The organism is Rhabdonatronobacter sediminivivens (assembly GCF_013415485.1).
Classification (GTDB): Bacteria; Pseudomonadota; Alphaproteobacteria; order Rhodobacterales; family Rhodobacteraceae; genus Rhabdonatronobacter; species Rhabdonatronobacter sediminivivens.
Window position 1 is genome coordinate 1 of the sequence record NZ_JACBXS010000042.1, and the last position, 25,423, is coordinate 25,423.

The following is a 25,423-nucleotide window of genomic DNA, read 5'->3' on the forward strand; positions in this document are numbered from 1 at the left end:
TCGCCCACATCCGTCGCCTCACCCGCCTCATCGCAAGAACCTGAAATCATTCAGACCATTATGAATCGGACTCTCAGGCCGCAGCCCGCGAGGTGGGTTTCCTCGGCTTTGGCTTCTATCCCCGCTCGGGCTTTATCCATATCGATCTGGGTCCAGCGCGCCAGTGGGGCGAGCGCTTCCCGGCGCGCGCGGCACCCTTTGCCGCCGAGGCCCCACCTGCGCGCGAGGCGCGCGCAGAGCCGGACGCTTAAAGGCACCGGGGCCGCCGGGGTCGAGGTGGCTCAGGAGGTGTTGGCAGAGGCGCTGGGTGCCGTGTTACCGCTGGTGCCATATTTGGACACGTTGCGCTGGGTGTTCATCGCGCCGGCGCTGGGCGGGATCGCGGTGGCCGTCTGAGCGCGGGTCGATGACTGGAAGAAGGGCCTGCACTGATGTGGGCCAGCCTCGTGGCCGGGCTGCTCGCTCGGCCTTGGACACGGCGAGCGGCGGGTGTCGCCCTTGTCGCGCTCACCATCACCCTGTTCATCCTCAACCTCCGCCGGAGCGGCGAGCGCGCAGGCCGCGCCGCCGAGCGGCTCGACCAGCTGGAGCAGACCGATGCCATCCACCGCCAGATGCTGGACGCCGCCGCACGCCGTCTTCGCAGCCGCGACGATCTTCTTGACCGGCTGCCCGAGGGGGCGCGGATCGTCGGTTGGCTCGCCGACTACGCCGTCCTGCGCGACCAGGCGCGGGTCTGTGCAAGAAGGTAGCCGAACTTCCCGTTCGGAAATATGGCGCTGGCTGGCGGCATCCACAGTATCCGCTCGAGGCAGTCCAGTATCTCGGTGGTTGCGCGCTACAATCGCAGGCGCGCATATCTGCTTGTCATGCCGCAGGTCGGCATGGCCCATGCTTCAAGCCGCACCCTGGCGGCGGCGGTTGCCGGTGCGGACACGGTCGGACCAGCGCATCAGCAGATGATCCACCATCAACCCCAGAAAGGCCACCGCAAAGCCAAGCACCAGCCCCTTGCCGACATCGGTGGCCGACAGCGCGCGCTGCATCTCTTGGCCGAGGTCCTGCGTGCCTATGAAGGCGGCGATGATGACCATGAACAGCGCGAACATGACCGACTGGTTGAACCCCACCAGCAGCGTGGGAAAGGCCAACGGCAGCCGGATATGGCGCAGCGCCTGCCAGCGGGTGGCGCCGTTCATCTGGCCCGCCTCCAGCATTTCCGGCGCGATCCCGGTCAGCCCCTCGACCGTGTAGCGCACCAGCGGCACCGCGGCAAAGACCATGACCGCCGCCAGAACCGCCACGTCCGACACGCCAAAGAGCATCACCACCGGGATCAGGTAGATGAAGCTGGGAAAGGTCTGCAACGTGTCGCAGACCAGCAGCGTGCGCCGGGCGCGCGATGGCTTTCCCGCGGCCCAGATGCCGCAGGGAATGCCGAACAGCGCGGCAACGGTCACCGCGGTCAGGACGGTATAGACCGTGATCATCGCCCGGTCCCACCAGCCGGTCATCGCGATGGGCACGATGAAGGCCAGACACACCAGCGCCGAGCGCCAGCCGCCCAGCGCCCAGCCCGCCGCTGCCACCACCGCCAGCACGGTGGTATAGGGCAGCCAGAGGATCGCGTCGCGGAAGGGGATCAGCACCTGCACGATCAGGAACCGCCGCAAGGCCTCGGTGAACGGCGAGACGACATCGAGAAACGCGTTCACCACCGCGTTGATCGGCCCGGCGAGCGACAGCGCCTGTCCGCGCGCGACAATATGGAAATAAGGCACCATCTGCGCCAGCAACCAGGCCGCAACCGCCAGCCCGGCCCAGATCAGCCACAGGCGGTGGCGCCGGGCCCAGCTGGTGCCGGGATTATGGTGGACCGGCTTGCGCATGGCCCAGGCCCGCGACAGCCGGTCCAGCGTCACGGCGATCAGCACGATGGTTATACCGATCTCGAAGGCCGGGCCGATGCGCAGCGCCTGAAGCATCTGCAGCAGCCGCTGCCCCAGCCCCGGCATGCCGATGAACGAGGCCAGCACCACCATGGCCAGACATTGCATGATGACCTGATTGACCCCGATCAGGATTTCGGTCCGCGCGGTTGGGATGCGCACGCGCGTCAGCAGGTTCCACTGCGAGGCCCCGCTCATCTTGCCGGCCTCGACCACCTCGGACGGGACCTTGCGCAGGCCCAGCAGGGTCAGCCGGATCATCGGCGGCACCGAAAAGATGATGGTCACCACCGCGCCCGCCTTCGGACCGACGCCGATGAACACCACCACAGGGATCATGTAGGCGAAATGCGGCATCGATTGCGCGATGTTCAGAAGCGGGTTCAGCACCCGCTCGAACGCCCGCCAACGCCAGGCCGCAACCCCCGTGACCAGACCCAGAAGCACCGACACCGGCGCCGCAACCAGGATCACCGACAGCGTTTCCATGGACCAGCGCCACTGCCCCATGACCGCGATCCACAGGATCGTGCCGCCCGCCAGCGCGGCCAGCCGCCAGCCGCCCAGCGCATATCCCAGCATGGTCATGCTGACCAGAACCACCGACCACGGGACCGGGCCGATCCGCGGCCAGCGGTTGCGCCCGTAAAGCAGGTTGCCGGTGACATCGAGGCACCATTCGATCCCGTCGGCGATGGCCCGCGTGACCACCACCAGCCCCAGATCGTTGCGGATAAAATCGAAGGCGGCGTTGATCCAGTCGTCGAAGGGCAGGATCATCCACTCCGGCGGGCGCACCAGTCCGGGCGGCAGCAGCGCCTTGCCCACCGCCAGCACGAAGGCCAGCGCCAGCAGGATCTGCCAGGTTTGAAGCGGATGCGACCGGTTGCCGACCGAGGCCGCGTGCTGGTCGAGGCTCGCGCTCATGGCGCCTCTCCCACCAGCAGGTCCAGCGCGGCCTTGCGTTGCAGCGCGCCGACCACGCGGCCTGAAGCATCGGCCACCGGGATCAGCCCGCGCTCATCCTCGATCAAGCGGCGCGCCAGAACCCGGATCGTATCGCCCGAAGCCACGGGCGGGCCTTCGACGGCCACGCCGTTGAGCGGCTGTATCAGCGCCCCGGCATGAACCACGCGCGCCCGGTCCACCCCGGCAGTGAAGCGCGCGACATATTCGGTGGCCGGGTCCAGCACGATCCGGTCCGCCGTGTCGCACTGTTCGATGGCGCCGTCCTTCATGATGGCGATCCGGTCGGCCAGCCGCAGCGCCTCGTCGAAATCATGGGTGATGAAGACGATGGCGCGTTCGGACAGCGCCTTGAGCCTCAGGAACTCGTCCTGCATCTCCTTGCGGATCAACGGGTCCAGCGCCGAGAACGGCTCGTCCAGGAACCAGATTTCGGGTTCGATCGCCAGGCTGCGGGCGATGCCCACGCGCTGCTGCTGCCCGCCCGAAAGCTCGCGCGGGTAATAGTCCTCGCGCTCGGCCAGGCCGACCAGCTCAAGCATGGCGCGGGCGCGGGCGATCCGGGCGCCCCGTTCCTGCCCGCGCATTTCCAGCGGAAAGGCCACGTTTTCCAGCACCGTGCGGTTGGGCAGCAGGCCGAAGCTCTGGAACACCATGCCCATCTTGCGCCGCCGGAGCGCAATCAGGTCGCGCTCGCTCAGCGCGCCGATATCCTGACCCTCGATCGTGATCTGCCCGCCGGTCACATCGATCAGCCGCGACAGGCAGCGCACCAGCGTGGACTTTCCCGAACCGGAAAGCCCCATCACCACCAGCATTTCGCCGCGCCGGACCTCCAGAGACACGTCCCGCACGGCCACCACATGACCATCCGCATTGAGCGGCGCGCCGCCTTCCACGGCGCGGACATGGCCCGCGGGATCGGGGCCGAAGGCTTTCCAGACATTGCGGCAACGGATCACGGGATCGGCCAAGGTGGGCCTCCTTCTTTGCGGGCAGTTGGCGGTATTCTCGAATGATGCTGGGCGCCCCCGGCGGCAGGCCGGGGGCGCCCGGAGCGAACCGGCGACTCAATTCATCCAGGCGCGCCAGGTGTCCTCGTTCTCTTCCATCCAGGCGATGGCAGCATCCTCGGGGTCCAGCCCCTCGACATCGACCAGCCGCGCCATTTCCGCGATTTGAGGATTGGTGAAGTTCAGCCTGCTCAGGATCGCATAGGCGCTGGGCCAGTTCTCCTGCATCCCGTCCCAGGCCGCGATCTTCAGATAGCCATCGGCAGGGTGACCGCAGGCAAGGCAGCCTTCCTCCCAGGGCGGGAACTCCACGAATTCACCGGGCCAGACAGCCTCGGCAAAGTTGGGGGTCCAGTTGAACAGCACGATGGGGGTTTCATTGCGTTCGGCCGCGGCCAGTTCCGCCCATAGCGCGGCGGCCGAGCCAGCGTTGACCACGGTAAAGTTCAGGTCCATCGCCTCGACCCGCTCGTGATCGTTCTTCAGCCAGTCCACCGGCCCCCCGAGGAACCGGCCACGGTCGCCGGTTTCAGGTGTGGCAAAGATTTCCGCGCAGGCGTTCAGCGCTTCCCAGTCCGGCAGGCCCGGGCACTGATCCTTGACCCACAGCGGATACCACCATTCCTCGCGGGTGATGGCATCATGGGCACCGGCGGCGTGAATGCCGCCCTGGGCGCGCGCCGCATCGAAGGATTCCGCAAAGGCGCCTTCCCAGACCTCGACCTGCAGATGCACGTCGCCAAGGCGGATCGCCTCATAGACCGCCTGGCTGTCGGCCGAGACGAATTCCACCGAGTTGCCGTTTTCGGTCAGCATCTCGCCCAGAATGTGACTCATCACGATCTGGCTGGACCAGTTGTGAATCGGAATGATGATCGGATCGGAGGAATCCTCGGCCATGGCCGGGCCTCCGAAGCTCAGCGCCAACGCTGCGGCGCCGGCCAACAAACAGGCTTTTCGCTGCATTTTTCATGTCTCCCTGTGGGGTTTGCACCTGAATCTGGCTTCAGGCGCCAGCGGTGTATGCTCAACCGCCGCAGGGTCATGCTAGGCAGAGGTTATGAACGAGTAAGGCCCTTGATATGAACAGGCTCGACAAATTTGTTGCGAAATGTTAACAAGCAGCGCAGGGGTGAAGGGGTCGCCATGACGGACAGTCAGGCCCATATCGTGCTGATCGAGGACGAACCGGTCACGCGCGAGGCGCTGGCAAGTTATCTTGCCGGGTTCGGCCACAAGGTTTCCGCTTTTTCCGAAGCGACACAGGCTGAATCGCTCCTGGCCAGCGACGCGGCCGACCTGCTGATCGTCGATATCAACCTCTCGGGCAAGGACGGGCTGGAGATTACGCGCGAACAACGCGCGCGTTCCGAAATCGGCATCATCCTGCTGACCGGACGCACCGATGACGTGGATCGCATCGTCGGGCTGGAACTGGGTGCTGACGATTATGTCTGCAAACCCTTCAACCGCCGCGAACTGGCGGCACGGGTCAAGAACCTGCTGCGGCGCAGCTCGGCGCAGCGCAACCTGACCCGGCGCACGCTGCGCTTTGCGGGCTTCAGCTTTGACGCGGTGTCACGCCAGTTGACCGACCCGTCAGGCGCGCAGATCGCGCTGACCCGCGCCGAGTACGAGCTTTTGCGCACGCTTGCGGGCCATCCGGGGCAGGTCATGCACCGCGACCGGCTGTACATGGCGCTGCCACACCGCCAGACCGGGGCCGGGCAGCGCACCATCGACGTGATCGTGCGCCGGTTGCGGGTCAAGCTGGGGGATGATCCGCGCGCGCCGCGAATCATCGGCACCTCGCACGGCGAGGGGTATCTTTTCATTGCGCCACTTGAATGAGCGCTGCGCTCGTTTCCTGATCGCCCAGCGCATCGCGAGCCTGCAACAGCGTGCGGCGGGCGTCTTCGGCCAGCGACGGCACGGCCGCCGCGCAGGCCCGCGCGCGCGCCAAGTCCCCCGCCAAGGCGGCATCGCAGAGGCCGCCAAGCGCCGCGCAGAGGTCCGGCAGATCGAAATTCCCCGCCGCGCCCTTGAGTTGATGCGCCGCCCGTTCCAGCCGCGACAGATCCCCCTCATCCGCCGCAGCCGCTATTGCGGCCAGCGCGGGGTCCAGCCGTTGCAGGAACAGTTCCACCAACTGGACGGTCTGCGCCGCGCCCAGATCATCGAGGGTCTGGGCCAGCGGCTGGCGCCTGTCCTGCGCGCCCTGCTCCGGGACAACACGTGCCAGCGCGGCGGCCAGATCGGCAGGCATCACCGGCTTGGGCACCATGGCGTTCATGCCCGCGGCCATGCAGGCCTGCAGATCGCGCTCGTGCACATGCGCCGAGACCCCGATCACCGGAACCGCGCGATGTTGCGCCGAGGGCAGCGCCCTGATCTGCCGCGTGGCCTCGGTGCCGGAGATATCGGGCAGGTTCACATCCATCAGGATGGCGTCATAGCGTGAAGCGCTTGCCCGGACGATCGCCGCCGCGCCGGTGGCGACGAGGTCCCAGTCATGGCCCATGGCGTCCAGAAAGCTTTCGATGACGCGCTGGTTGATGTCGTTGTCCTCGACCACCAGCAGGTTGAGGCGCCGCTGCGCCGCCCCCGCACTGACAGAGGCGATCATGTCTTCTGCAGGCGCCGCGGTCCGGCCGGGGGCCGGTTCCCGCGCGGCGTCCAGAGTGGTGGTCACGGTGAAGCGCGCCCCCGCACCGGGGCGGCTTTCCAGCGCGATTTCGGCGCCGATCAGGTCCGCCAGTCGCCGACAGATCGTCAGCCCCAGCCCGGTGCCGCCATGGGTGCGCGCGGTCTGGCTGTCTTCCTGCGTGAAGGCCTCGAAGATGCGGGCCTGCGCGTCCGGGTGAATGCCGCACCCGGTATCCGCAACGGTCATGGCAACCCGGATGCGCCCCTCCTCGCGCGGCTTGCACGCGACCGAGACGGTCACACCGCCGGTGTCCGTGAACTTGATGGCATTGGACACAAGGTTGAACAGAATCTGCCGCAGCTTTCCGGCATCGCCCATGAGCGGCGGAACCTGCTCGGATTCGCCTTCGAGGCGCAGCCACAATCCCTTTTCCTCGGCCACCGGGGCCATCAGCAGGACGATATCGCGCAGCATGTCGGTCAGGCGGAAGGGCGCCGCATCCACGCTCAACGCGCCGCGGTCGGTCTTGAGCGTGTCCAGCAGGCTGTTGAGAATGTCCATCAGCCCCTTGCCCGAGGTCAGCGCCGCGCGCAGCCATTCCTTCTGCCGCGGCGTCAGCCGGTCGCGCGACAGGCTGCGCAGCATGCCCAGCACACCGTTCATGGGCGTGCGGATTTCATGGCTCATCATGGCCAGGAACTCCGATTTCGCCTGATCGGCGGCCTCGGCGCGGGCGCGGGCGGCGGCGTGGGCGGTGATCTCCAGGCGCAGGGCTTCGGTCTGCCCGTCCACCAGGCGCTGCAACTCGTTGCGGTGCTCCCACAATTCGTGCAGCATGCGCTCGCGCTCTGCCTGAAGCTGGCGGTTCACCGCCGCCTGCTGGCGGAAAACCTGCACCGCACCCTCCATGCGGGTGATCTCGTCGCCAATAATGCGTGCCTTGCTGGCCGAGGCATCCGCTTCGGCCAGGTCCAGCATGTCCCCAGCCAGCCCGTCGAGCCTGCGCACCATGTTGCGATGCACATAGAGCCACATCACCAGCGCCGAGAGCAGCAGCGTCAGCGCCGCCCCCCAGGCATAGAGCAGTTGCGTGCGCCGGATGGTGGATTCGGCCGCCATGCCCGCCGCCGCCGCACGGCTTTCGATCCGGTCGGCCAGGTTTGCTGCCTGTTGATCCAGCCGGTGCGCCGTGTCGCGCAGGGCTTCTTGCGCCTCGGCCAGCAGCGGTTCGATCTCCAGCACCGCCTGTGCGGCCTCGAACAGCCCGCCGGTTGCCGGAGGCCCGGTTTCGGTGGCGTGAAAGGTGCGGATCAGCGACATGGCCTGTTCGGCGCGGCTGGGGTCCTGGACGTTGAGCACCCGGCGCCCAAGGATATCGGCCCGGCTGCGGATTTCCGCGCGCAGGGCGTTGAACTCGCCGAGAGACTGGACGGTGGGCAGACGGCTGAGCAGCAGACCGACTTCGGCGGCATGTGCGCGCAGATCCAGCATCAGCCTGATCTGGAACAGATCGACCTCGATCAGCTTGTCCAGCATGTCCAGACGGGCGTCCGGGGTGCTGTGTTCGGGCTCGAACTCATAGAGGTGGACGGCGATGGCGATGGCGCTCATTTCCGCGTTGGCCACCAGCGTATCGGCGATCTGGAGCAATTCGGCACTTGCGGCCAGCGCATGGCCAAGCCAGGCATCGCGCCGTTCGATGGCACTGATACGCTGGCGCACCAGCCGATCGATCCGGTTGACCCGGTCATCCAGGTCCCCCGCCGCCGCCATCAGATCCGATGGCACCTGCATGCCCGAACTTTCGTAGCCGTCGATCCGTTCGCGCAGCGCGTCCACCTGTGCGGTCAGAAACGCGCGCAGCTCGGCGCGGGCGCTGTCGGTGGTGACGGCGGCCAGTTCCGGCGCCACCACCACGGCGCGGCTGGTGTCTCCGACGATCCCGCGCACCTGCGAAATGGCGGGGATCGCCTCGGCGACCACGGTGGCCTGGCTGCGGGCGACATCGCGCAACTCCATCCAGCCCAGCATCCCCACGACCACGGGCGCTGCGGTGATCATCGCAAAGGCGATCAGGAACTTTCGTCCAAGGCTGGTACCGCGGATTCTCGGCATGGCGGTGCGCAGGTCCTCGAATTGCGTTATGGTGCGAACGGTATTGCACACCGGTATCGCACGGAGAGAAGATGAAGTCCGCACCATATCACAGGACGCTGGCCTGCGTCGCCCTTGTCCTGGGCGGGGCGCCTTGCGCCAGTGCCGCGGGCGCCGGAGGCTGGGCGCTGGAACGGCCGGTTGCACAGGCTGACGGCACCATGGTGCAGGAACCGCTGGAGTATGTGCCGCTGGAACGTGCCGTGCGGAACTGGCGGCTGTGCATCCTCTATCCCCACATAAAGGACCCATACTGGCTGAGCGTGAATTACGGCATGGTCGAAGAAGCCCGCAGGCTTGGCGTCTCGTTCACCCTGCACGAGGCCGACGGCTATCCCAACCGCGCCCGGCAGGCCGAGCAGATCCGCGCCTGCGCCCGATCCGAGGCGGACGCGATCATCCTCGGGACAGTATCTTTCGACGGGCACACGGAAACGGTACTGGACGTCGCCGCGCAGATGCCGGTCATCGCGGTGGTGAATGACATTCACCCCGCCGGAATATCGGCCAAGGCGGCGGTGTCCTGGGTTGAAATGGGCGCCAGCGCTGGCCGCTTTCTGGCCGAGCGTCATCCCGCAGACACGCCGCCGGTCCGCGTGGCATGGTTTCCGGGTCCTTATGGCGCGGGCTGGGTGGGGATTATCGAATCGGGGTTTCATGCCGCAATAGCGGGCAGCGCGGTCGAGATCGCAGGCATCTATTACGGCGACACCGGGCGGCAGGACCAGATCCTGCTGGTGGAACAGGCGCTCGAAGCGCATCCGGGGATAGATTACATCGTCGGCAACGGCCCAAGCGCCGAGGTCGCCGTCTCCATCCTGCGCGCGCAGGGGTTGAGCGACGACATTGGCATCGTATCGACCTATCTGAGCCATGCCGTGTTTCGCGGCTTGCAGCGAGGGCGCATCCTTGCCGCACCCACGGATTTTCCCGTCCTGCAGGGGCGGTTGGGCGTCGAAATGGCGGTGCGTGCGCTCCAGTCGGAGCTGCTAGTCACCGAGGCAGGCCCCTCGATCGTCACGGTGACACCGGAGACTGTGGCAGAAGTCGGCAGCCTCGAATCGCTTGCTCCTGCCGATTTCGAAGCGGTGTTCGAATTCGAGAGCACCCCGGTCCAGGGTCCGGCGGCAACGGACTGAATCGACCTATTGCTACAGTCACGAGAAGGTACCATCATCGGCGTTGATCTCGCAAAGAAGGTGTTCCAGATGCATCGCGCCGCGGAGAGCCCGCGCTACTCTGGAAGATACTTGCCTGCGGAGGGTGCCAACCGCACTTGCAGTTCTCCTTGATCCAGCCCCCATTTCCCAAGTAATCCGCTTGTAGCCCCAGAGATGGTTCTCCGACCCGATGCGAATGACGACGTCGCGCAAATCCTGAGTCAGGCGCGGCCTGCCCACGGCCATGAAGGGGCGTCCACTGCGCATCTGGGCAAGCCAGCGCTTGTATGTCGCGGGCTTTGCGACCCCCAGCAGCCCGTCGATCTCATGCCTATACGCCGCTCTGATGCGCAGCAGCTCGGCTTTCACTTCAGGAGACAGGATTATCCGCTGCGTTGGGATGCGGGTCCGCAGGATCTGGATCTGGGCCTTGAGCAGCCGCAGCTACGCGTTGTGCCGCGGCATGAAAAGCTGGGTCAGGAAGACGATAAGGAGGGAGAACGTCGAATTCATCTTGTCAGGTCCCACCACGGCGCTGAAATAATTGCTGTCATTTCAGCGTGATGGGCTTCGCTTACATTTCGGCACCCCGCTCAGGAAGGGCTCTGTTGCACAAATCGGGTGACGGACAGGGGGCCCTTTCCCCGGACAGACCTTTCCCACGGCTTCCGTGACAGGGATGCCGAGCGCGGTGAAGCCGTTCAGGAATGCGCCGTCCCGGGATCATGGGGGCCGTGGCCCCGGTGGGGCCGCGTAAGCCCCTTGATGGTCGGGCGCGTCCCAAGTTGGTCGCCCGGGACAGGGTTTGTGAAGGGCGTGGCGAGGACGAGTTTCCCGGTCCCTTGCCTGAATATCAGGAGACGGGCGGCTTTTTCAGCAGCCTGTCAGGGTGTTGGCGCCGATGATCGGGGTGGCGTGGCATGCCGGTCAGATCGCGGCGCATGCGGATGTGCTTTCACGCTCGATCAGTTCGACAGGCAGAACGGTGTCGGGCGGCGGCGCGTCGGTATCGGTCATCAGAGACAGCATGACCTTGGCCGCGGCTTCGCCGATCGACCAGCGCGGCTGGCGGATCGTGGTCAGCGCCGGGGTGATGTGATCGACCAGGTCGATGTTGTCGAACCCCACCACCGAGACATCCTGCGGCACACGGAAACCCCGGCGCTGCACTTCGCCGATGAAGCCGCATGCCATCTGATCGCTGGCGCAGAACATTGCGGTCGGGCGGTCGTCCATGGCAATCCAGTCGCGTGCGCCGCGGCGGCCGGATTCGAGCGAATAGTCGCCGGGCAGGAACCACTCGGGCCGGACCGGCAGGCCGCGGGCTGCAAGCTCTTGGCGCACTCCGTCGGCGCGGGAACGGGCGAGGACATTGGCCTCGGGGCCCAGCAGATGGCCGATCCGGCGATGGCCCAGCCGCGCCAGATGCGCGACGGCCAACCCGGCCCCGGCGGCATTGTCGATGCGGATGCGGGGCGCGGCAAGGTCCTCGATCCATTCGCAGGCCATGACAAGCGGCGGGCGCAGTCGGTCGGGCTGCAGGTCCTCGGGCGGCAGCAGCCCGTCGAACACGATCAGCCCGTCAGCGCGGCTGCGATCCAGCGTGCGGGCGATATGGCGGTCCACGCCCGGCCCTTCGGTATCCACCACCAGCAGGTTGTACCCGGCCTGCGTCAGCACAGCGGACATGCCCGCAAGGATGCGCGAGAAGAAGGGATTGGCAAGATTGGGCACCAGTGCGACCACGCTCATCGTGCGCTGCTGACGCAGGTTCCGGGCCGCGTGGTTGATCGTGTAGCCGGTCTCTGCCACCGCGGCGAGCACGGTCTTCAACGTATCGGCCGAGACAACATCAGGCTTGGACAGCGCGCGGCTGACGGTCGCGGTCGATACACCCGCGACGCGTGCGACATCCCTGATCCGTGGCGTGAACCGTTCCATTCCATGCCCTTCCATGGCGCTTTTCAAGCACATATCGGCGGTCAGAAAAAGGTCTTGTAATCGAATACATCATGTGTAGGCTGCATATTGTAATCGATTTCAAGGCCCGACAAGAGGCTGAAGGGAGGATACCATGCGTACCCTGAAGGGGCCGGCGCTTTTTCTGGCACAATTCGCCGGGGATGCATCGCCATTCAACGACTGGAGGTCGATCACGGCCTGGGCGGCGGATTGCGGTTATCTGGGCGTGCAGGTGCCCAGCGGCGATACGCGGCTGTTCGACCTGACGCTGGCGGCCGAAAGCCAGGACTATTGCGACGAGATAGCCGGTCAGGCGAACGAGAGCGGGATCACGATAACGGAGCTTTCGGCCCATCTGCAAGGCCAGCTGGTCGCGGTGCATCCGGCGTATGACACGTTGTTCGACGCCTTCGCCGCGCCGCAGGTGCGCGGCAACCCGGCCGCGCGTCAGGAATGGGCGGTGGCCGAGGTCCGCAAGGCGCTTATCGCGTCGCGCAGGTTGGGGTGCCCCGCACTGGCTGCGTTCTCGGGGGCGCTGGCCTGGCCCTATGTCTATCCATGGCCGCAGCGCCCCGCCGGGCTGATCGAAGAGGCGTTCGACGAACTGGCCCGCCGCTGGCGCCCGCTGCTGGACGAGGCTGAAGAGAACGGTGTCGATATCGCCTTCGAGATCCATCCGGGCGAGGATCTGCACGACGGTGTCACTTTCGAGATGTTCCTGGACCGGGTCGGCGATCATCCGCGTGCCAACATGCTGTATGACCCGTCGCACTACCTGTTGCAGGGCCTCGATTATCTTGACCATCTTGACATCTATCGGGACCGGATCCGACTGTTCCACGTCAAGGACGCCGAGTTGAACCCGACCGGGCGCCAGGGGGTCTATGGTGGCTACCAGCCCTGGGCCGATCGTGCCGGGCGCTTCCGTTCGCCGGGGGACGGGCAGGTGGATTTCGGCGCCATTTTCGCCAGGCTTGCCGTCATGGACTTCGCAGGCTGGGCGGTGGTCGAATGGGAATGCGCGCTGAAGCACCCCGAGGATGGAGCGCGCGAAGGCGCGCAATTCGTGCGCGACCACATCATTCGGGTCACCGATCGCGCCTTCGACGATTTCGCTGGTGTGGATACTGACCGCGCCGCCAACCGGCGGTTGCTGGGGCTGGAGGACTGACGGATGACCGTGGGCATATCCGATGCTCAGCCGCCGATCCGGCTGGGAATGGTCGGCGGCGGCGAGGGGGCCTTCATCGGGGGCGTGCACCGGATTGCCGCACGGCTGGACGGGCAGTTCGTGCTGGTTGCCGGGGCCCTTTCCTCCGATCCGGCGCGGGCGCGCGCTTCGGGGCGGGCGATGGGGCTGGCCGAGGACCGCATCTATGACGATTTCGCCGCCATGGCCGAGGCCGAGGCCGCCCGCCCGGACGGGGTTCAGGCCGTGGCTATCGTGACGCCCAATCACAAGCACGCGGCCCCGGCGCAGGCCTTTCTGACCCGCGGTATCCATGTGCTCTGCGACAAGCCGCTGGCGGCTACCGCCGCGCAGGCGCAGGCGATGGCGCAGGCCGCAGCCAGTTCTGACGCGCTTTTCGTGCTGACGCATAACTACACCGCCTATCCGATGGTCCGCGCGGCGCGCGCGATGGTGGCAGAGGGCATGCTGGGCGCGCTGCGGGTGGTGCAGGTCGAATATGCGCAGGACTGGCTGACCGAACCGGTCCGCAACAAGCAGGCCGACTGGCGCACCGATCCTGCCCGCGCCGGGGCCGGGGCGCTGGGCGATATCGGCACCCATGCCTTCAACCTTCTGGAGTTCGTCACCGGGCTGCGGGTTGAGGAACTGGCGGCGGAGCTGCACAGTTTTGTCCCCGGCCGCGCGGTGGATGACAACGCCCATGTCCTGCTGCGGCTGGGGCAGGGCGCGCGCGGTCAGCTCTGGGTCAGCCAGGTTGCGGTCGGGCGCGAGAACGGGCTGCGGCTGCGCCTGCATGGCGAAACGGGCGGGCTGGAATGGGACCAGGAGGAACCAGACCGGCTGTGGCACACCCCCTTTGGGCAGCCGCGCCGCCTGCTGACCCGCAACGGCGCCGGGATGCCCGAGGTGCTGAAGCCGCTGACGCGTGTGCCCGCCGGACATCCCGAGGGGTATCTCGAAGGCTTCGCCAACCTCTATGCCGAAGCGGCCCGCGCGATCCGGGCCCATGGCACGGGGGGGCCGCCAGCCCGGACCGCCCTGCCGACACTTGAGGACGGGCTGCGCGGCATGGCCTTCATTGCCGCCTGCCAGCAGTCTTCGGCACAGAACGCCGCCTGGGTGGGCCTCGCTCCATGATCGGGCGAAGCGATCGCACCCCGACCGTCGCGGAGGGCGCCCGCGCACCATCACGCGCCCGCAACCTGTCTAGGGAGGACGGAACCATGAAACATATCGTCATTGCCGGCACCGCTGCGCTGCTTCTGGCCAGCACGGCCGCCCAGGCGCAGAACCTGCGGCTGGGGCACAATATCTCCACCAGCTCGCCCTATCACCTTGCGGCCGAGCATTTCGCCGATCTGGTGGCCGAACGCACCGATGGCCGCATCACCGTGCAGGTGTTCCCCGCCGGTGCGCTGGGCAATGAGCGCGACATGATCGAAGGCGCGCAGATCGGCTCGGTCGATCTGATGGTGACCTCGTCGGCGGCGGTGGGCCCGTTCGTGCCCGATATGCGTATCCTCGACATTCCGTTCCTGTTCCGTGATCTGGAACATGCGCGCGCGGTGCTCGACAGCGAGATCGGCGAGGAGCTGCTGGCCGCCATGCCCGAGCGCGGCCTGATCGGAATGGCCTGGGGCGACATCGGGTTTCGTCACATGACCGCCAACGTCCCGCTTGACACGGTGGACGCGCTGTCCGGCGTGCGGCTGCGGTCCCAAGACAATCCGATCCACCTTGCAGCCTATCGCGCGCTGGGCTTCCAGCCGACGGTGGTGGGCTTCAACGAGCTGTATGCCGCGCTGCAGACCGGGGTGGTTGATGCCAATGAACAGCCGCTGTCGATCCATGTCGCCAGCCGCTTCTACGAGGTGCAGTCCGATCTGACGATGACCGGGCACCTGATGGCCTCGGCGCTGTTCGCGGCATCGCAGGACACCTGGGACGGGCTGTCGGCCGAGGATCAGGACATCCTGATGCAGGCCGCACGCGATGCGATCCCGGTGATGCGCGAGGCCACCGACGAGCAGGATGGCGCAGCACTCGATACCCTGCGCGAGCGGGGCATGACCATCACCGAAAGCTTTGATCATGGCGGCTTCATGGAGGCGCTGGCCCCCGCCTTTGCCGAGTTCGGGGAGGAGTTCGGCGAGGAGAACATCGCCCGAATCGCCGACTTCGAGTAACGTTGACCACCGCGGCCGGCGGCGGGGGTGTTCCGCTGCCGCCGGTTACGCCTTGCACGGAAACCGAGGTTCATGCTCGCCACCCTTCGCAAAGGCTTTCTGGCCGTCGAATACGTCACGACCCGCGCGGTAACCCTGTTTTCATGCGGGGCGCTGGCGCTGGCGGCGATGCTGGCCTGCTATCAGATCATCATGCGCTATGTGATCCGTCAGCCCACGTCCTGGACCGAGCCGGTGCTGCAACTGGCGATCATCTACATGGTCTATCTTGGCATCGCAGTCACCTTTCGCCGCGGCGCGCTGGTCTCCATCGACATTCTGGCGACGATGGCCAGAGGCCGCTGGGAAGCCGTCATGCGCTGGTTCATCCTGATCTGCGTGCTGATCCTTCTGGGGCACATGTTCTGGTATGGCTGGGCCATGGCCGCCCGCGCGCAGGTGAATGTCCATCCGACGCTGGGCATCTCGATGATGTGGGCGTTCATGTCGATCCCGGTGGGTTCGGTCTTTGCCATGCTGGCGGTGGTGGCGCATTTCATCGACCCACCGCCCAAACTTGAAGTGGAGGCCTGAGCAATGGTCGCCCATTCCCTGATCGTGGTGATGTGCACGCTGTTCCTGCTCAGCGTTCCGATAGCGGTCGCCATCGGTCTGGCGTCGATCTTCGGCATTCAGGTGATGGGGGCGGTCAATCCGACCCTCATCGGCCAGCAGCTTTATGTCTCGCTCAACAAGTTTCCGTTGGTCGCGATCCCGTTCTTCATCCTGGCCGGGCAATTGATGAACACCGGCGGCATCTCTCGTCGGCTGGTCGATTTCGCGCGGGTGCTGGTCGGCAACACCCAGGGCGGGCTGGCAGCGACCTGTGTGGTGACCTGCCTGTTCTTCGCCGCCGTGTCCGGTTCGTCCACGGCGACAACCTTCGCCATCGGCGCGATCATGATCCCGGCGCTGGTCAAGGCGGGCTACCCCAAGCCCTGGACGGCCTCGCTGCAGGCGACCTCGGCCGAGCTGGGCATCGTCATCCCGCCCTCGATCCCGCTGATCCTCTATGGCGTGGCTGCCGATGTCTCGATCGGAGAGCTGTTCATCGCTGGCTTCGGGCCGGGGATGCTGATCGGCGCGGCGCTGGTGGCCTATGTGCTGATCTGGGCGCGGGTAACCGGGCACGGAAAGGCCGATGCGGTCACCGGGCTGAAGCCATGGCCAGCCTTCCGAAAGGCGTTCTGGGCGCTGCTGATGCCGGTCGTCGTGCTGGGCGGCATCTATGGCGGTGTGTTCACCCCGACCGAAGCCTCGGCCGTCGCGGTGGCCTATGCGCTTATTGTCGGCATGTTCATCCACCGCGAACTGGGCTGGCGTGATCTGATGCCGATCCTGGAAAAATCGGTCATCTCTTCGGTGCTGATCCTGTTCATCATCGCCTGGGCGGGGCTGTTTGCCTTCATCATCAACCGCGAAGGCGTGCCGATGGCCATCGGTGCCTGGCTGACCTCCAACATCGACTCGGCGCTGGTGTTCCTGGCTTTCGTGGTGGCCACGCTGCTGGTGATCGGCATGTTCATCGAAGCCGCCGCCGCAATCATCGTTCTGGCGCCGATCCTGGTGCCGGTGGCCATGGCGCTGGGGATCGATCCGGTGCATTTCGGCATCGTGATGATCGTGTCGCTGGCCATCGGGTTCATAACCCCACCTTTCGGGTTGAACCTGTTCGCGGTCTGCAGCGTGGCCAACCTGCCGGTGCAGCGCATCATCGCGCCGACGCTGGCCTTCATCGGGGTGGTTTTCCTGTGCCTGCTGGCCATCACCTTGCTGCCCGTGATCTCGCTGGGATTGCGCGATCTGGTATATCGATGACGGAGGGGGCGCGATGCGCTATGGCATGAACCTGCTGCTGTGGACAACCCGGGTCGAGGCCCGGCACCTTCCGGTTCTGAGCGCCCTGGCCGACATGGGGTACGATCTGGCCGAGTTGCCGGTGTTCGATATCGACGATGTCGGCGCCTACGCGCGGCTGGGCCGTGAGGTGCGTGCCATGGGCCTTGCGCCGCTGGCCGTCACCGCGCTGGGGCCGGATCAGAACATCTGCGCCGACGATCCCGACACACGGCAACGCGGCGAGGCGGCGCTGCACCGGATGGTGGACTGCGCCGCCGCACTGGAGGCACCGATCCTGTCCGGACCGATCCATTCCTCCATCGGCGTCTTTTCGGGGCGCGGTCCGACCCCGGACGAGCTTGCGCGCAGCGCCGAGATCCTCGCCCGCGTGGCTGAGCGCGGGGCGCAGAAGGGGGTGCGTCTGGCCATCGAACAGCTCAACCGGTTCGAGTGCTATCTGCTCAACGATACCGCCAGCGCGGCCGCGTTCGCGGGCCGCGTCGGCTCAAACGCCGGTATCCTCTATGACACCTTCCACGCCCATATCGAGGAAAAGGATCCCGCTGCCGCAATCCGGGACCATATCGACGCCATTGCCTTGGTGCATATTTCCGAGAATGACCGGTCAATCCCCGGATGCGGCCAGGTCCGCTGGGATGAGACATTTGCCGCGCTGAAGGCGGCGGGCTATGACGGACCGCTGGTGGTCGAGGCCTTTGGCATGGCACTGGCCGAGCTTTCGGCCGCGACCCGCATCTGGCGCCAGATGTTCGACGACGAGCTTGCACTGGCCCGCGAGGCTCTGGCCTTCATGCGCAACCGATGGGAAGGCGCCTGAGGCACGATCTGCACGCCGGGCCCCGTATGTGTTGCACCCAATGCCAATCGGGCGCATGGCGCGCGGCCATGGTGTTGCCGATGGCGATGCGGCCACCCGAGCCGCCTTCATGAACACCACCCGCTGCATGGGACTGCCGGGCGAGAGCGCATTCATGATCCCGCGCATATAGGGCGTGCGCGCCATCGAATTCGGTGATCGTGCTGTCCACGCCTTGCCTCTGGTCTATCCGGCGGAAAACCTTCCGTTGCTTGTCGCTATGGCAGGCGTCTGCTAGCGTCGAAGCGTGACAAGCTGCGTGTAGCCAGCGGAGACAAGCGGCATGGCAGTATCAAATGCAGCGAAGATCTCGGCATTGACGGCGCTGGCGATGGTCGCCTTTGCCGCCAACTCGGTTCTGAACCGTATCGCACTGGCAGAGGGTGAGGCCGATGCGCTGACCTATACCGGCGTTCGCCTGGCCTCCGGCGCGCTCATGCTGGTGTTGATCCTGGTATGGCGGGGCGCCCGGCCGGGCTGGGGGCGGATGGGCGGCAGCACAGGTGGCGCGCTTGCGCTTTTTCTCTATGCGATTGCGTTCTCTTATGCCTATCTGGACCTTGCGGCCGGAACCGGCGCGCTTTTGCTCTTTGCCGCCGTGCAGTTGGGCATGTTGGGCTGGGCGATAGGGCAGGGCGACCGACCCGGTGCCTTTGAATGGGCCGGTTTTTCTGCTGCGATGCTGTTTCTGGTCTTTCTGGTCTTGCCGGGCGTGACCGCACCCGATCCGTTTGGGGCTGCGTTGATGATCCTCGCGGGGCTAGCATGGGCGGCCTACACATTGATCGGGCGTGGTTCTGCCGCGCCCCTGGTCGATACGGGCGGAAATTTCCTGCGTTGCCTGCCCATCGCGTTCCTGCTGATCCTGCCGGGGCTCTTTGCGCAGACGACCAGCCTGGCGGGCTGGCTTTATGCCATCGCCTCCGGTGCGCTCGCCTCGGGGCTGGGCTATGCCATCTGGTACAGCGTGCTGCCCGCACTGGAACGCAGCACAGCCGCCTATGTGCAACTGAGCGTGCCTGCCATCGCTGCTGTCGGTGGTGTGCTTTTCATCGCCGAGCCGCTCACCCTGCGCCTTGTTCTGTGCTCGCTCGGCATTCTTGGCGGTGTGGCGCTGGCGCTCTGGGGCGCCGATCAGCGCAAGCGCAGGGCGATGCAGGCTACCTCGGCAGCCTGACATCCCGGCGTGACGCGGTGCGCAAGACCAGTCCTGATCCCGGCAAGGCTGTCGCGTTGCGTGCGGACATGCCCCCCCAAGCGACTCCGGCGCGCGCCCCCAAAAGGTGGCCGATTGCTCCGAGGGGCAGGGCAAACCCGTAGCTGGCGCCGATCACTGCAACGAAACCTGCCGGTACCGGCATTGCAGGCCAAGGCCGCGCGCCATTTCGCGGCCTTGCAGCGGGCATCCATCGCCTCATCCAGGCAGGCCGAAGAAGGCGATGCGCAGGCATACCGCGCTCAGGCTGATCGAAAGGATCAGGAGCGCCAGCCCGACGGGCGAGCCGAAGCCATACCAGTTCATCGCCTGCCGCGCGCGTGCGTCATGTTGCGAAGTCTCGGCAGGGTGTGGGCTGGCGGCTTGTGTGTTGTCAGTGATCATGTCCGGGCCTCCTCTGGGTTGCGAGCATGGGCTCATGCGTTTAATATGATTCGACCATCGAATAATTTGACAGGTAAGCACAAGTGTCAACCACATCCCGCTCCGAACTTGAAAGCCGACTGTCTGCCGCGATCATGCAGTGGCAGGATGCAACCCAGAGGTTTGACCAAGCGGTCGGCCATCGGCTCGGTCTCAACCCGGCCGAACGGCGGTGCCTAGCGATGCTGGCTCATGGCAGCCAACCGCCGAGCGTGCTGGCAGCCGGTGTCGGGCTGACCCGGTCGGCGATGACGGCGCTGCTCGATCGGCTGGCCGGTCGCGGGTTGGTCGAGCGGCAGCGAAGCGCACGGGATCGCCGCCAGATACAGGTTCGCGCGACAGATCGCGCGCGCTCGGAGGTCATGGTCCTGTATCAACCGCTGGCCGAGGGCGGCGCGGCGCTGCTTGCCCGGCGCAGCCCGGCGGAATTGAAGACGATACTCGCTTTCATCGAGGAAACCCTGGCACTGCAGACGCAGGTGACCGAGAACCTGGAGGCGCCGACGGGGCAGGCGGGGGAACACGGATGAAGGCCCCCTGTGCAGTGCCCGCTCAAGCGAGATCACGGCGAACCTGCCGCGCCAGCCGTGCCAGCCGCGCTTCGGTCTCGACTACAGGCTCGCTTCGGTCAATCCAGTCGAGGGTCGCGGCGCAGAGCGCGGCATTGCGCTTGCCGGTAATCCTGTCCTGGATCTCTGCTTGCGCGGCTCTTTTGTCCGCATCAATTGACCGATCGGTCATGAAAAACCGCCCTTTGCGCGTCGAAGGCCCTCTGGTAGGCGGGCCGCGCCTCACCGCGCGCGACATAGGCGGCGAGGTTGGGATGCTTATCCAGCAAGCCCGCACCTTTCAGCCGGACCAGCACCGAAACCATAAGCAGATCTCCCGCGCTGAACCCGCCGTCGAGCCAGTCTGCATCGCCGAGCCGCGTGGAAAGCGCACCCAGCCGCTCGTGGATGCGCTCTTCCAGCACAGGCAGGCGCTCGGCGTGCCAGGGCCTGTCGCGCTCCAGGTAGGAGGCGGCCTCACGTTCGATGATCGGCGGCTCCATCGTCGAGACCGCAGCGAACATCCAGGTGACGGCCCGCGCCCGGGCATTCGCATCCATTGGCAGCAGGCCCGCATGACGCTCGGCGATGTGAAGGATGATCGCCCCCGACTCGAAGAGGACGAGCTCGCCCTCCTCCCAGGTCGGGATCTGGCCGAACGGATGGCAGGACAGATGCGCAGGTTCCTTCATGGCCTCGAACGACAAGCGCCTGATCTCGTAGGGCTGCCCCACCTCCTCCAGCGCCCAGCGAACGCGCATGTCGCGCGCCAGCCCCCGGCCACCGTCGGGCGAGCGTTCGAAGGCAGTGATGGTGGCGGTCAAGGTCTGGCTCCAATCATTGCGAATACCGAAGTGTCTTGCGGGCGATGCGCCGCCTTTCCGCCCTCGGCCCCTTCAATCCACGAGGTTCGACCGCTTCGCATTCGACGCACGGCTACTCGGCGGCACGCTCCAGCGCCGCGATGTCGATCATGCCCATCCCCATGAAGGTTTCCATGACTTTCGGATCGGACGAGGAAAGCAGCGTCGGCAGGTGCCGCGGGATGATCTGCCAGGACAGGCCGAAACGGTCCTTCAGCCAGCCGCAGCGCTCGGCCTCGGGCTTGGCCGAGAGCGCCTGCCAGTAATGGTCGATCTCGGCCTGATCGTCGCAGAAGACGACGAAGGAATTGGCCTCGGTGAAGGTGAAATCATGCATCAGCGCGCTGTCACCGGCCATGAAGGTCTGCCCTGCTAGGCGAAACTGCGCATGCATCACCGTGCCGGCCGGATCGTCGCCTGTGCCGTCATGGCGCAGCACACCCCCGATGCCGGCATCGGGGAACAGTTCGGTGTAATGCGCCATCGCCGCCTCGGCGTGGCCAGCCTGTGCACCGACGAAGAGTAGCATCGGCGTCAGCACCTGCCCCCCGGTCAGCGCCGGATCCCCAAGCGCGAACTGCCAGGACATACCCCAGCGGTCATCGACCCAGCCATAACGCGGGCTCCAAGGGTATTCATCAAGCGGCATACGCAGTTGCCCGCCCTCGCCCAGTGCGGTCCAGGCGGCATCGAGCGTGGCGCGGTCCTCGAAGGTCAGGAAATACGACACCGCCGGGGTCGGCCGGAAGCGCGCCCCGCCATTGAGCGCCAGCAGCCGCTGGCCACCAAGGCAGAGATCGACATTCATCGCCGTACCCTCGGGCTGGCCATGCACCTCGAACCCGGCCTTGCCATAGCGACTGACCGCGCTGATGGCAGATCCCGGCACAAGCGAGGTGTAAAGCGCGGCTGCCTCTTCAGCGGCACCGTCGAACCACAGATGGGGAATGATCTTCTGTTCAGCCACCTTGCACCTCCACGACCGGGACGAACCCGCCGAAAATTAGCCGCCTGCCATCAAAGGGCATTTCATGCGCGGTCATGCGCGGGTCGTTCATGTTCTTCTGGTGCCCTGCATCGCGCGCGGCGCGGTCGGGCCACTGGACCAAGGAGAATACGACCTCCTCGTCCGGCTCGGCCTGCACCGCGCGGCGGAAATCAGTGAGCTTGCCTTCGGGGATGTCCACACCCCAGGCGTCCATGATCCAGCTCGCGCCATGCTCGATGAAGATCGGGTCGCAATTGCGGGCGATGTTCAGAAACGCGTCGCGCCGGTCGCGCTTCACGGCGGCGACGAAACCATCGACATAGCCGCCGGAATGGGGCGTGCCCAACTCGAAGACCGGCTCAAAGGCGCCATAGATCACGCGCTTGCCGTCGAACGGCATCGGGTTCGTCTCCATGCTCAGGCGCGGATCATCCATCGGCCCCTGCATCACCTGATCATGGGCCGCTTTCGACGGCCAGACATACCATGCAAGGACTACCGTTTCATCGGGCGTGGCCTGCACCGCCAGGGGAAAGGAGGTCAGCTTGCCCGGTGGCACATCATCGCCCCAGCATTCCGCAACCGACAGGCAGCCGAGGTCCCGAAAGGCCTCGGCCGCCTTGGATGCGTGCTCGATAAAGGCTGCGCGGTTCGCAGTCGGCACCGCGCAAATGAAGCCCTGAATGCAGGTCATGACCCGTTCCCTCCTGTTTGTGCCGGGGCCCAGGCCGGTCAGGCGCCCCGGTATGGTCCGTTCCTCTACTCTCCCCGCCCGGGGCCCGGCTGCAGGATCGCCCAGCGGATCCCGAACGGATCCGTGACCATGCCCCAGTCATCGCCCCAGAACTGCCGCTCATAGGGCATGACGACCGTGCAGCCCGCCGCAACCGCGCGGTCCCACCATTTGCGCCCATCCGCGACCACAAGCTGCATGTGCGCCCGATCCAGCGGCGCGGGGTCGGTCGCGTCCTCGCAGCCATGGTCGGTCATCATCAAGCTGCCGCCGTTGATCCCGACCTGGGCATGCATGAGCCGATCAGGGTTGTCGGGGTTGGGCATGCGCCCGAAATCCGTCGCCCCGAAGGCTTTTGCATAGAAGTCCACCGCCTCGTTGGCGCGACCGGCAAAGGCAATATAGGGGATCACACCCTTCATATCCGATGCGGTGGGGCGCTTGGCAGTTTGTGCTTCGGTCATGTCAGTCCTCCTGTTCGAGTGTGCTTCATTCAAGCGGCCGGAACGGTCGGCGAGCCTGGCGCCCTGTCGCGGTCGGCTGCCGCGAAATGCGCCATCTGGTCGCCATGCGCCTTGACGAATGCCGGGCGCGCGGTGGCACGGTCAATGTAATCGCGACAGGCGGGATAGGCGTCGAGCCCGCCGGCGAAACGCTCGACCACGCGCAGGGCATCGACCATGGCGATATCGGCAACCGAGAACGCGCCCGCCAGCCAATCGCGGCCCGCCACGACACGCTCCATGTCCGCAAGTCGCCCCTGCAGGAAGGCGTCGAGGCCCTTGCGACCTGGCGTCTGCTCCGAGTCGTTCGCAAAGCCGAAGACCACAGCGGCCAGAACCGGCGGTTCGACCGAATTGAGCGCCGCGAAAAGCCAGCTGATCGCATCGGCCCGGCGTTTCGGTTCGGTCGGCAGCAGGGTTTCGCTGTAGGCTCCCAGATGCAGCAGGATCGCGCCGCTTTCAAAGACCGAGACCGCGCCATCGACCAGCCAGGGCACCTGTCCGAAAGGCTGATGTGCCAGATGCGCCGCGCCGCGGTCCTGCAACGCGACCGTTTCGATCCGGTAGCGCAGGCCCGCTTCCTCCATCGCCCAGCGGGCGCGCAGGTCGCGGACATAGCCACGCGGGGCCTCGGGCACCCAGTCGAAGGTCGTCAGGATCAGATCATGCATGCATTCACCTCGTTGTCGGAGTGCCGCCGTCAGGTTTCGCCAAAGGCGGCGGCCAGGAAGGCCTCGGGCAGCGCGGTGTCATCGGCGCCCGCCATCATCCGCTGCGTGAAGAGCACCGCGACCGTGTCGCTGGCCGGGTCGCACCAGAAGGCGGTTCCGAAACCGCCCCACCAGCCAAAGCGCCCGCGCGCGGTATCGGGGGCGGTGCGCAGCGCCACGCCCAGCCCCCAGCCATGGGTCTGCCAGAAATCCGCCGGAAACCAGGGCGACGCGGCTTTCTGCGCCTCGGTGATCTGGTCGGTCAGCATTTCGGCCACCAGTTCGGCCGAGAGCAATTGCCGCCCGCCAGCGCGCCCGCCATCCAGCAGGAACCGGCCGAAAGCCAGGAAATCATCCACGGTCGAGACATGCCCGCCGCCGCCGGCCTCGAATGGCGGCGGGGCCGCGAAACTGTCGCCCGCGGCCGAGTTCCAGACATCGAAGTTCCCGGTTTCGGGGTCGCGCCAGTACTGGGTCGCCAAGCGTTCGGTCTGCCCGGAAAAGCCGGTATCCGCCATGCCGAGCGGCCCGAACATCCGCCTGCGCTTGAAATCGCCCAGGCGCATCGCGCTCGCCCGCTGCACCAGCACCCCGGCCACATCCAGCCCGGTGTGGTATGACCAGCGGGCGCCCGGCTGATGGGCCAGCGGCAGCGATCCGAGCCGCGCCATGTAGGTATCTGCATCCTTGCCGAACAGATGCGGGCCGGGGGCCAGCTGCAGCGCATTCATCCGTGCGGCAAGCGGGGTGGTTGCGGGGTCGGCCAGGATGAAACCAAGCCCCATCCGCATGCTGAGCAGATCGCGCAGGGTGATCGGCCGCTCGGCCGGAACGGTATCGTCCAGTTCGCTGTCGATGGAGCGCAGCACCTGACGATCCGCAAGCTCCGGCAGCCAGGGATCGACCGGATCGTCCAGGCCGATCACGCCATCCTCCACCAGCATCAATGCGGCAACTGCGGTGATCGGCTTGCCGATGGAGGCCACCGCGAATTGCGTGTCACGCCGCATCGGCGCCCCGCTATCCAGGTCACGAACACCCGCCACGTGTGTCCAGACATCCCCACCGCGTCCGATCAGGGCAACCAGGCCGGGAACATCGCCCCCTTCGACGGCGGCATCGAGCATCTGGCGCACCGCTTGATACGGCGCGGCCAGCGCCAGGCCGGGCAGCCCGGCACCACCGACCGCCATGGCGGCACCGCCCAGGGTCAATGCCCGCCGGCGCGAAAGGTTTGCAAACGCGGTGCTGGTTCGTGGCGTCAGATGCATGTCACCTCCCCGGAATCACGTTGCCGAACTGCGTAGCAGTTATAACTTGCATATACAAGTTATTTCGCCGTAACTGGGCCAAACTGGCGGCAAGGCTTGCCTCCGCGGCGGCCACTGCGCGCAATGGCGCAGTTTCAAGTGACCGGGGATACACGTATCTGGAGCGGCATGACTCATCTTGATG

General features: G+C 66.1%; 25 protein-coding genes and 2 pseudogenes. 12 read left to right on the forward strand and 15 right to left on the reverse strand.

Annotation, left to right across the window (positions count from 1 at the left end; translation table 11 throughout):
* Positions 1–74 precede the first annotated feature (74 nt).
* Positions 75–396 (forward strand): annotated as a pseudogene (locus HUK65_RS19130) (DUF882 domain-containing protein); the annotation flags it as partial.
* A gap of 50 nt (positions 397–446) precedes the next feature.
* Positions 447–752 carry a hypothetical protein gene (locus HUK65_RS15325; protein ID WP_327787136.1) on the forward strand — a complete coding sequence of 102 codons (306 nt, stop codon included), beginning with the start codon at positions 447–449 and terminating at the stop codon, positions 750–752.
* A 144-nt stretch (positions 753–896) separates the two neighbouring features.
* Here HUK65_RS15325 and HUK65_RS15330 read toward each other — a convergent pair whose 3' ends face one another.
* The 3 genes from HUK65_RS15330 to HUK65_RS15340 form a co-directional block, all read right to left on the reverse strand.
* Positions 897–2,876, reverse strand: a complete 1,980-nt coding sequence (locus HUK65_RS15330; RefSeq protein ID WP_179907152.1) for an ABC transporter permease — start codon at positions 2,874–2,876, stop codon at positions 897–899.
* On the reverse strand, positions 2,873–3,889 hold the full coding sequence (locus HUK65_RS15335) for a quaternary amine ABC transporter ATP-binding protein (RefSeq protein ID WP_179907153.1): 1,017 nt from the start codon (positions 3,887–3,889) through the stop codon (positions 2,873–2,875). Before HUK65_RS15335 ends, HUK65_RS15330 begins: the two co-directional genes overlap by 4 nt.
* A gap of 96 nt (positions 3,890–3,985) precedes the next feature.
* Entirely contained in the window at positions 3,986–4,894 is a 909-nt protein-coding gene (locus HUK65_RS15340; RefSeq protein ID WP_179907154.1) for an ABC transporter substrate-binding protein, read from the reverse strand.
* A gap of 180 nt (positions 4,895–5,074) precedes the next feature.
* Here HUK65_RS15340 and HUK65_RS15345 point away from each other — a divergent pair, with 180 nt between their 5' ends.
* On the forward strand, positions 5,075–5,779 hold the full coding sequence (locus HUK65_RS15345; RefSeq protein WP_179907155.1) for a response regulator: 705 nt from the start codon (positions 5,075–5,077) through the stop codon (positions 5,777–5,779).
* On the opposite strand, the gene HUK65_RS15350 is transcribed toward HUK65_RS15345, so the two are convergent.
* Positions 5,760–8,690, reverse strand: coding sequence for an ATP-binding protein (locus HUK65_RS15350; RefSeq protein WP_179907156.1), 2,931 nt, complete (start codon positions 8,688–8,690; stop codon positions 5,760–5,762). The genes HUK65_RS15345 and HUK65_RS15350 overlap by 20 nt on opposite strands.
* A gap of 71 nt (positions 8,691–8,761) precedes the next feature.
* Here HUK65_RS15350 and torT point away from each other — a divergent pair, with 71 nt between their 5' ends.
* Positions 8,762–9,868, forward strand: coding sequence for a TMAO reductase system periplasmic protein TorT (gene torT, locus HUK65_RS15355; RefSeq protein WP_179907157.1), 1,107 nt, complete (start codon positions 8,762–8,764; stop codon positions 9,866–9,868).
* Between the two features lie 18 nt (positions 9,869–9,886).
* Here the strand turns inward: torT and HUK65_RS18830 are convergent, their stop codons facing one another.
* Positions 9,887–10,258: a hypothetical protein gene (locus HUK65_RS18830; protein WP_235442184.1), complete on the reverse strand. Its 372-nt coding sequence runs from the start codon at positions 10,256–10,258 to the stop codon at positions 9,887–9,889.
* A gap of 558 nt (positions 10,259–10,816) precedes the next feature.
* Positions 10,817–11,845: a LacI family DNA-binding transcriptional regulator gene (locus tag HUK65_RS15365; protein ID WP_235442185.1), complete on the reverse strand. Its 1,029-nt coding sequence runs from the start codon at positions 11,843–11,845 to the stop codon at positions 10,817–10,819.
* Positions 11,846–11,963: 118 nt separating this feature from the next.
* On the opposite strand from HUK65_RS15365, the gene HUK65_RS15370 reads away from it, so the two are divergent.
* From HUK65_RS15370 to HUK65_RS15395, 6 genes are all read left to right on the forward strand, one after another.
* On the forward strand, positions 11,964–13,022 hold the full coding sequence (locus HUK65_RS15370) for a sugar phosphate isomerase/epimerase family protein (RefSeq protein WP_179907158.1): 1,059 nt from the start codon (positions 11,964–11,966) through the stop codon (positions 13,020–13,022).
* Between the two features lie 3 nt (positions 13,023–13,025).
* The gene (locus HUK65_RS15375; protein WP_235442186.1) at positions 13,026–14,180 is read left to right on the forward strand and encodes a Gfo/Idh/MocA family protein; all 1,155 of its coding nucleotides are present in this window, start codon (positions 13,026–13,028) and stop codon (positions 14,178–14,180) included.
* A gap of 86 nt (positions 14,181–14,266) precedes the next feature.
* Positions 14,267–15,229 carry a TRAP transporter substrate-binding protein gene (locus HUK65_RS15380; protein ID WP_179907159.1) on the forward strand — a complete coding sequence of 321 codons (963 nt, stop codon included), beginning with the start codon at positions 14,267–14,269 and terminating at the stop codon, positions 15,227–15,229.
* 72 nt (positions 15,230–15,301) lie between these two features.
* Entirely contained in the window at positions 15,302–15,802 is a 501-nt protein-coding gene (locus HUK65_RS15385; protein ID WP_179907160.1) for a TRAP transporter small permease, read from the forward strand.
* A gap of 3 nt (positions 15,803–15,805) precedes the next feature.
* Positions 15,806–17,086, forward strand: a complete 1,281-nt coding sequence (locus HUK65_RS15390) for a TRAP transporter large permease (RefSeq protein WP_179907161.1) — start codon at positions 15,806–15,808, stop codon at positions 17,084–17,086.
* Positions 17,087–17,099: 13 nt separating this feature from the next.
* Positions 17,100–17,945 (forward strand): sugar phosphate isomerase/epimerase family protein, encoded by an 846-nt coding sequence (locus HUK65_RS15395; RefSeq protein WP_179907162.1) that lies wholly within the window; start codon positions 17,100–17,102, stop codon positions 17,943–17,945.
* 84 nt (positions 17,946–18,029) lie between these two features.
* Here the strand turns inward: HUK65_RS15395 and HUK65_RS15400 are convergent.
* Positions 18,030–18,131: pseudogene (locus HUK65_RS15400) on the reverse strand (phage terminase large subunit family protein); the annotation flags it as partial.
* Between the two features lie 136 nt (positions 18,132–18,267).
* On the opposite strand from HUK65_RS15400, the gene HUK65_RS15405 reads away from it, so the two are divergent.
* Positions 18,268–19,161 (forward strand): DMT family transporter, encoded by an 894-nt coding sequence (locus HUK65_RS15405; protein ID WP_179907163.1) that lies wholly within the window; start codon positions 18,268–18,270, stop codon positions 19,159–19,161.
* Positions 19,162–19,398: 237 nt separating this feature from the next.
* On the opposite strand, the gene HUK65_RS15410 is transcribed toward HUK65_RS15405, so the two are convergent.
* Positions 19,399–19,584, reverse strand: coding sequence for a hypothetical protein (locus HUK65_RS15410; protein ID WP_179907151.1), 186 nt, complete (start codon positions 19,582–19,584; stop codon positions 19,399–19,401).
* An 83-nt stretch (positions 19,585–19,667) separates the two neighbouring features.
* On the opposite strand from HUK65_RS15410, the gene HUK65_RS15415 reads away from it, so the two are divergent.
* Complete coding sequence (locus tag HUK65_RS15415; RefSeq protein WP_327787137.1) at positions 19,668–20,153, forward strand: MarR family winged helix-turn-helix transcriptional regulator; 486 nt, start codon at positions 19,668–19,670, stop codon at positions 20,151–20,153.
* A 22-nt stretch (positions 20,154–20,175) separates the two neighbouring features.
* Here the strand turns inward: HUK65_RS15415 and HUK65_RS15420 are convergent, their stop codons facing one another.
* From HUK65_RS15420 to HUK65_RS15450, 7 genes are all read right to left on the reverse strand, one after another.
* Complete coding sequence (locus HUK65_RS15420) at positions 20,176–20,364, reverse strand: hypothetical protein (protein WP_179907164.1); 189 nt, start codon at positions 20,362–20,364, stop codon at positions 20,176–20,178.
* Entirely contained in the window at positions 20,345–20,995 is a 651-nt protein-coding gene (locus HUK65_RS15425; RefSeq protein ID WP_179907165.1) for a glutathione S-transferase family protein, read from the reverse strand. Before HUK65_RS15425 ends, HUK65_RS15420 begins: the two co-directional genes overlap by 20 nt.
* Before the next feature lie 112 nt (positions 20,996–21,107).
* Positions 21,108–22,001 (reverse strand): VOC family protein, encoded by an 894-nt coding sequence (locus HUK65_RS19135; protein WP_179907166.1) that lies wholly within the window; start codon positions 21,999–22,001, stop codon positions 21,108–21,110.
* Positions 21,994–22,716 carry a DUF1428 domain-containing protein gene (locus tag HUK65_RS15435; RefSeq protein WP_179907167.1) on the reverse strand — a complete coding sequence of 241 codons (723 nt, stop codon included), beginning with the start codon at positions 22,714–22,716 and terminating at the stop codon, positions 21,994–21,996. The genes HUK65_RS19135 and HUK65_RS15435 overlap by 8 nt, the downstream gene beginning before the upstream one ends.
* Positions 22,717–22,781: 65 nt before the next feature.
* Entirely contained in the window at positions 22,782–23,219 is a 438-nt protein-coding gene (locus HUK65_RS15440) for a VOC family protein (protein ID WP_179907168.1), read from the reverse strand.
* A 29-nt stretch (positions 23,220–23,248) separates the two neighbouring features.
* The gene (locus HUK65_RS15445; protein ID WP_179907169.1) at positions 23,249–23,929 is read right to left on the reverse strand and encodes a glutathione S-transferase family protein; all 681 of its coding nucleotides are present in this window, start codon (positions 23,927–23,929) and stop codon (positions 23,249–23,251) included.
* A gap of 29 nt (positions 23,930–23,958) precedes the next feature.
* Positions 23,959–25,239: a serine hydrolase domain-containing protein gene (locus HUK65_RS15450; RefSeq protein ID WP_235442187.1), complete on the reverse strand. Its 1,281-nt coding sequence runs from the start codon at positions 25,237–25,239 to the stop codon at positions 23,959–23,961.
* Positions 25,240–25,423: the final 184 nt, after the last annotated feature.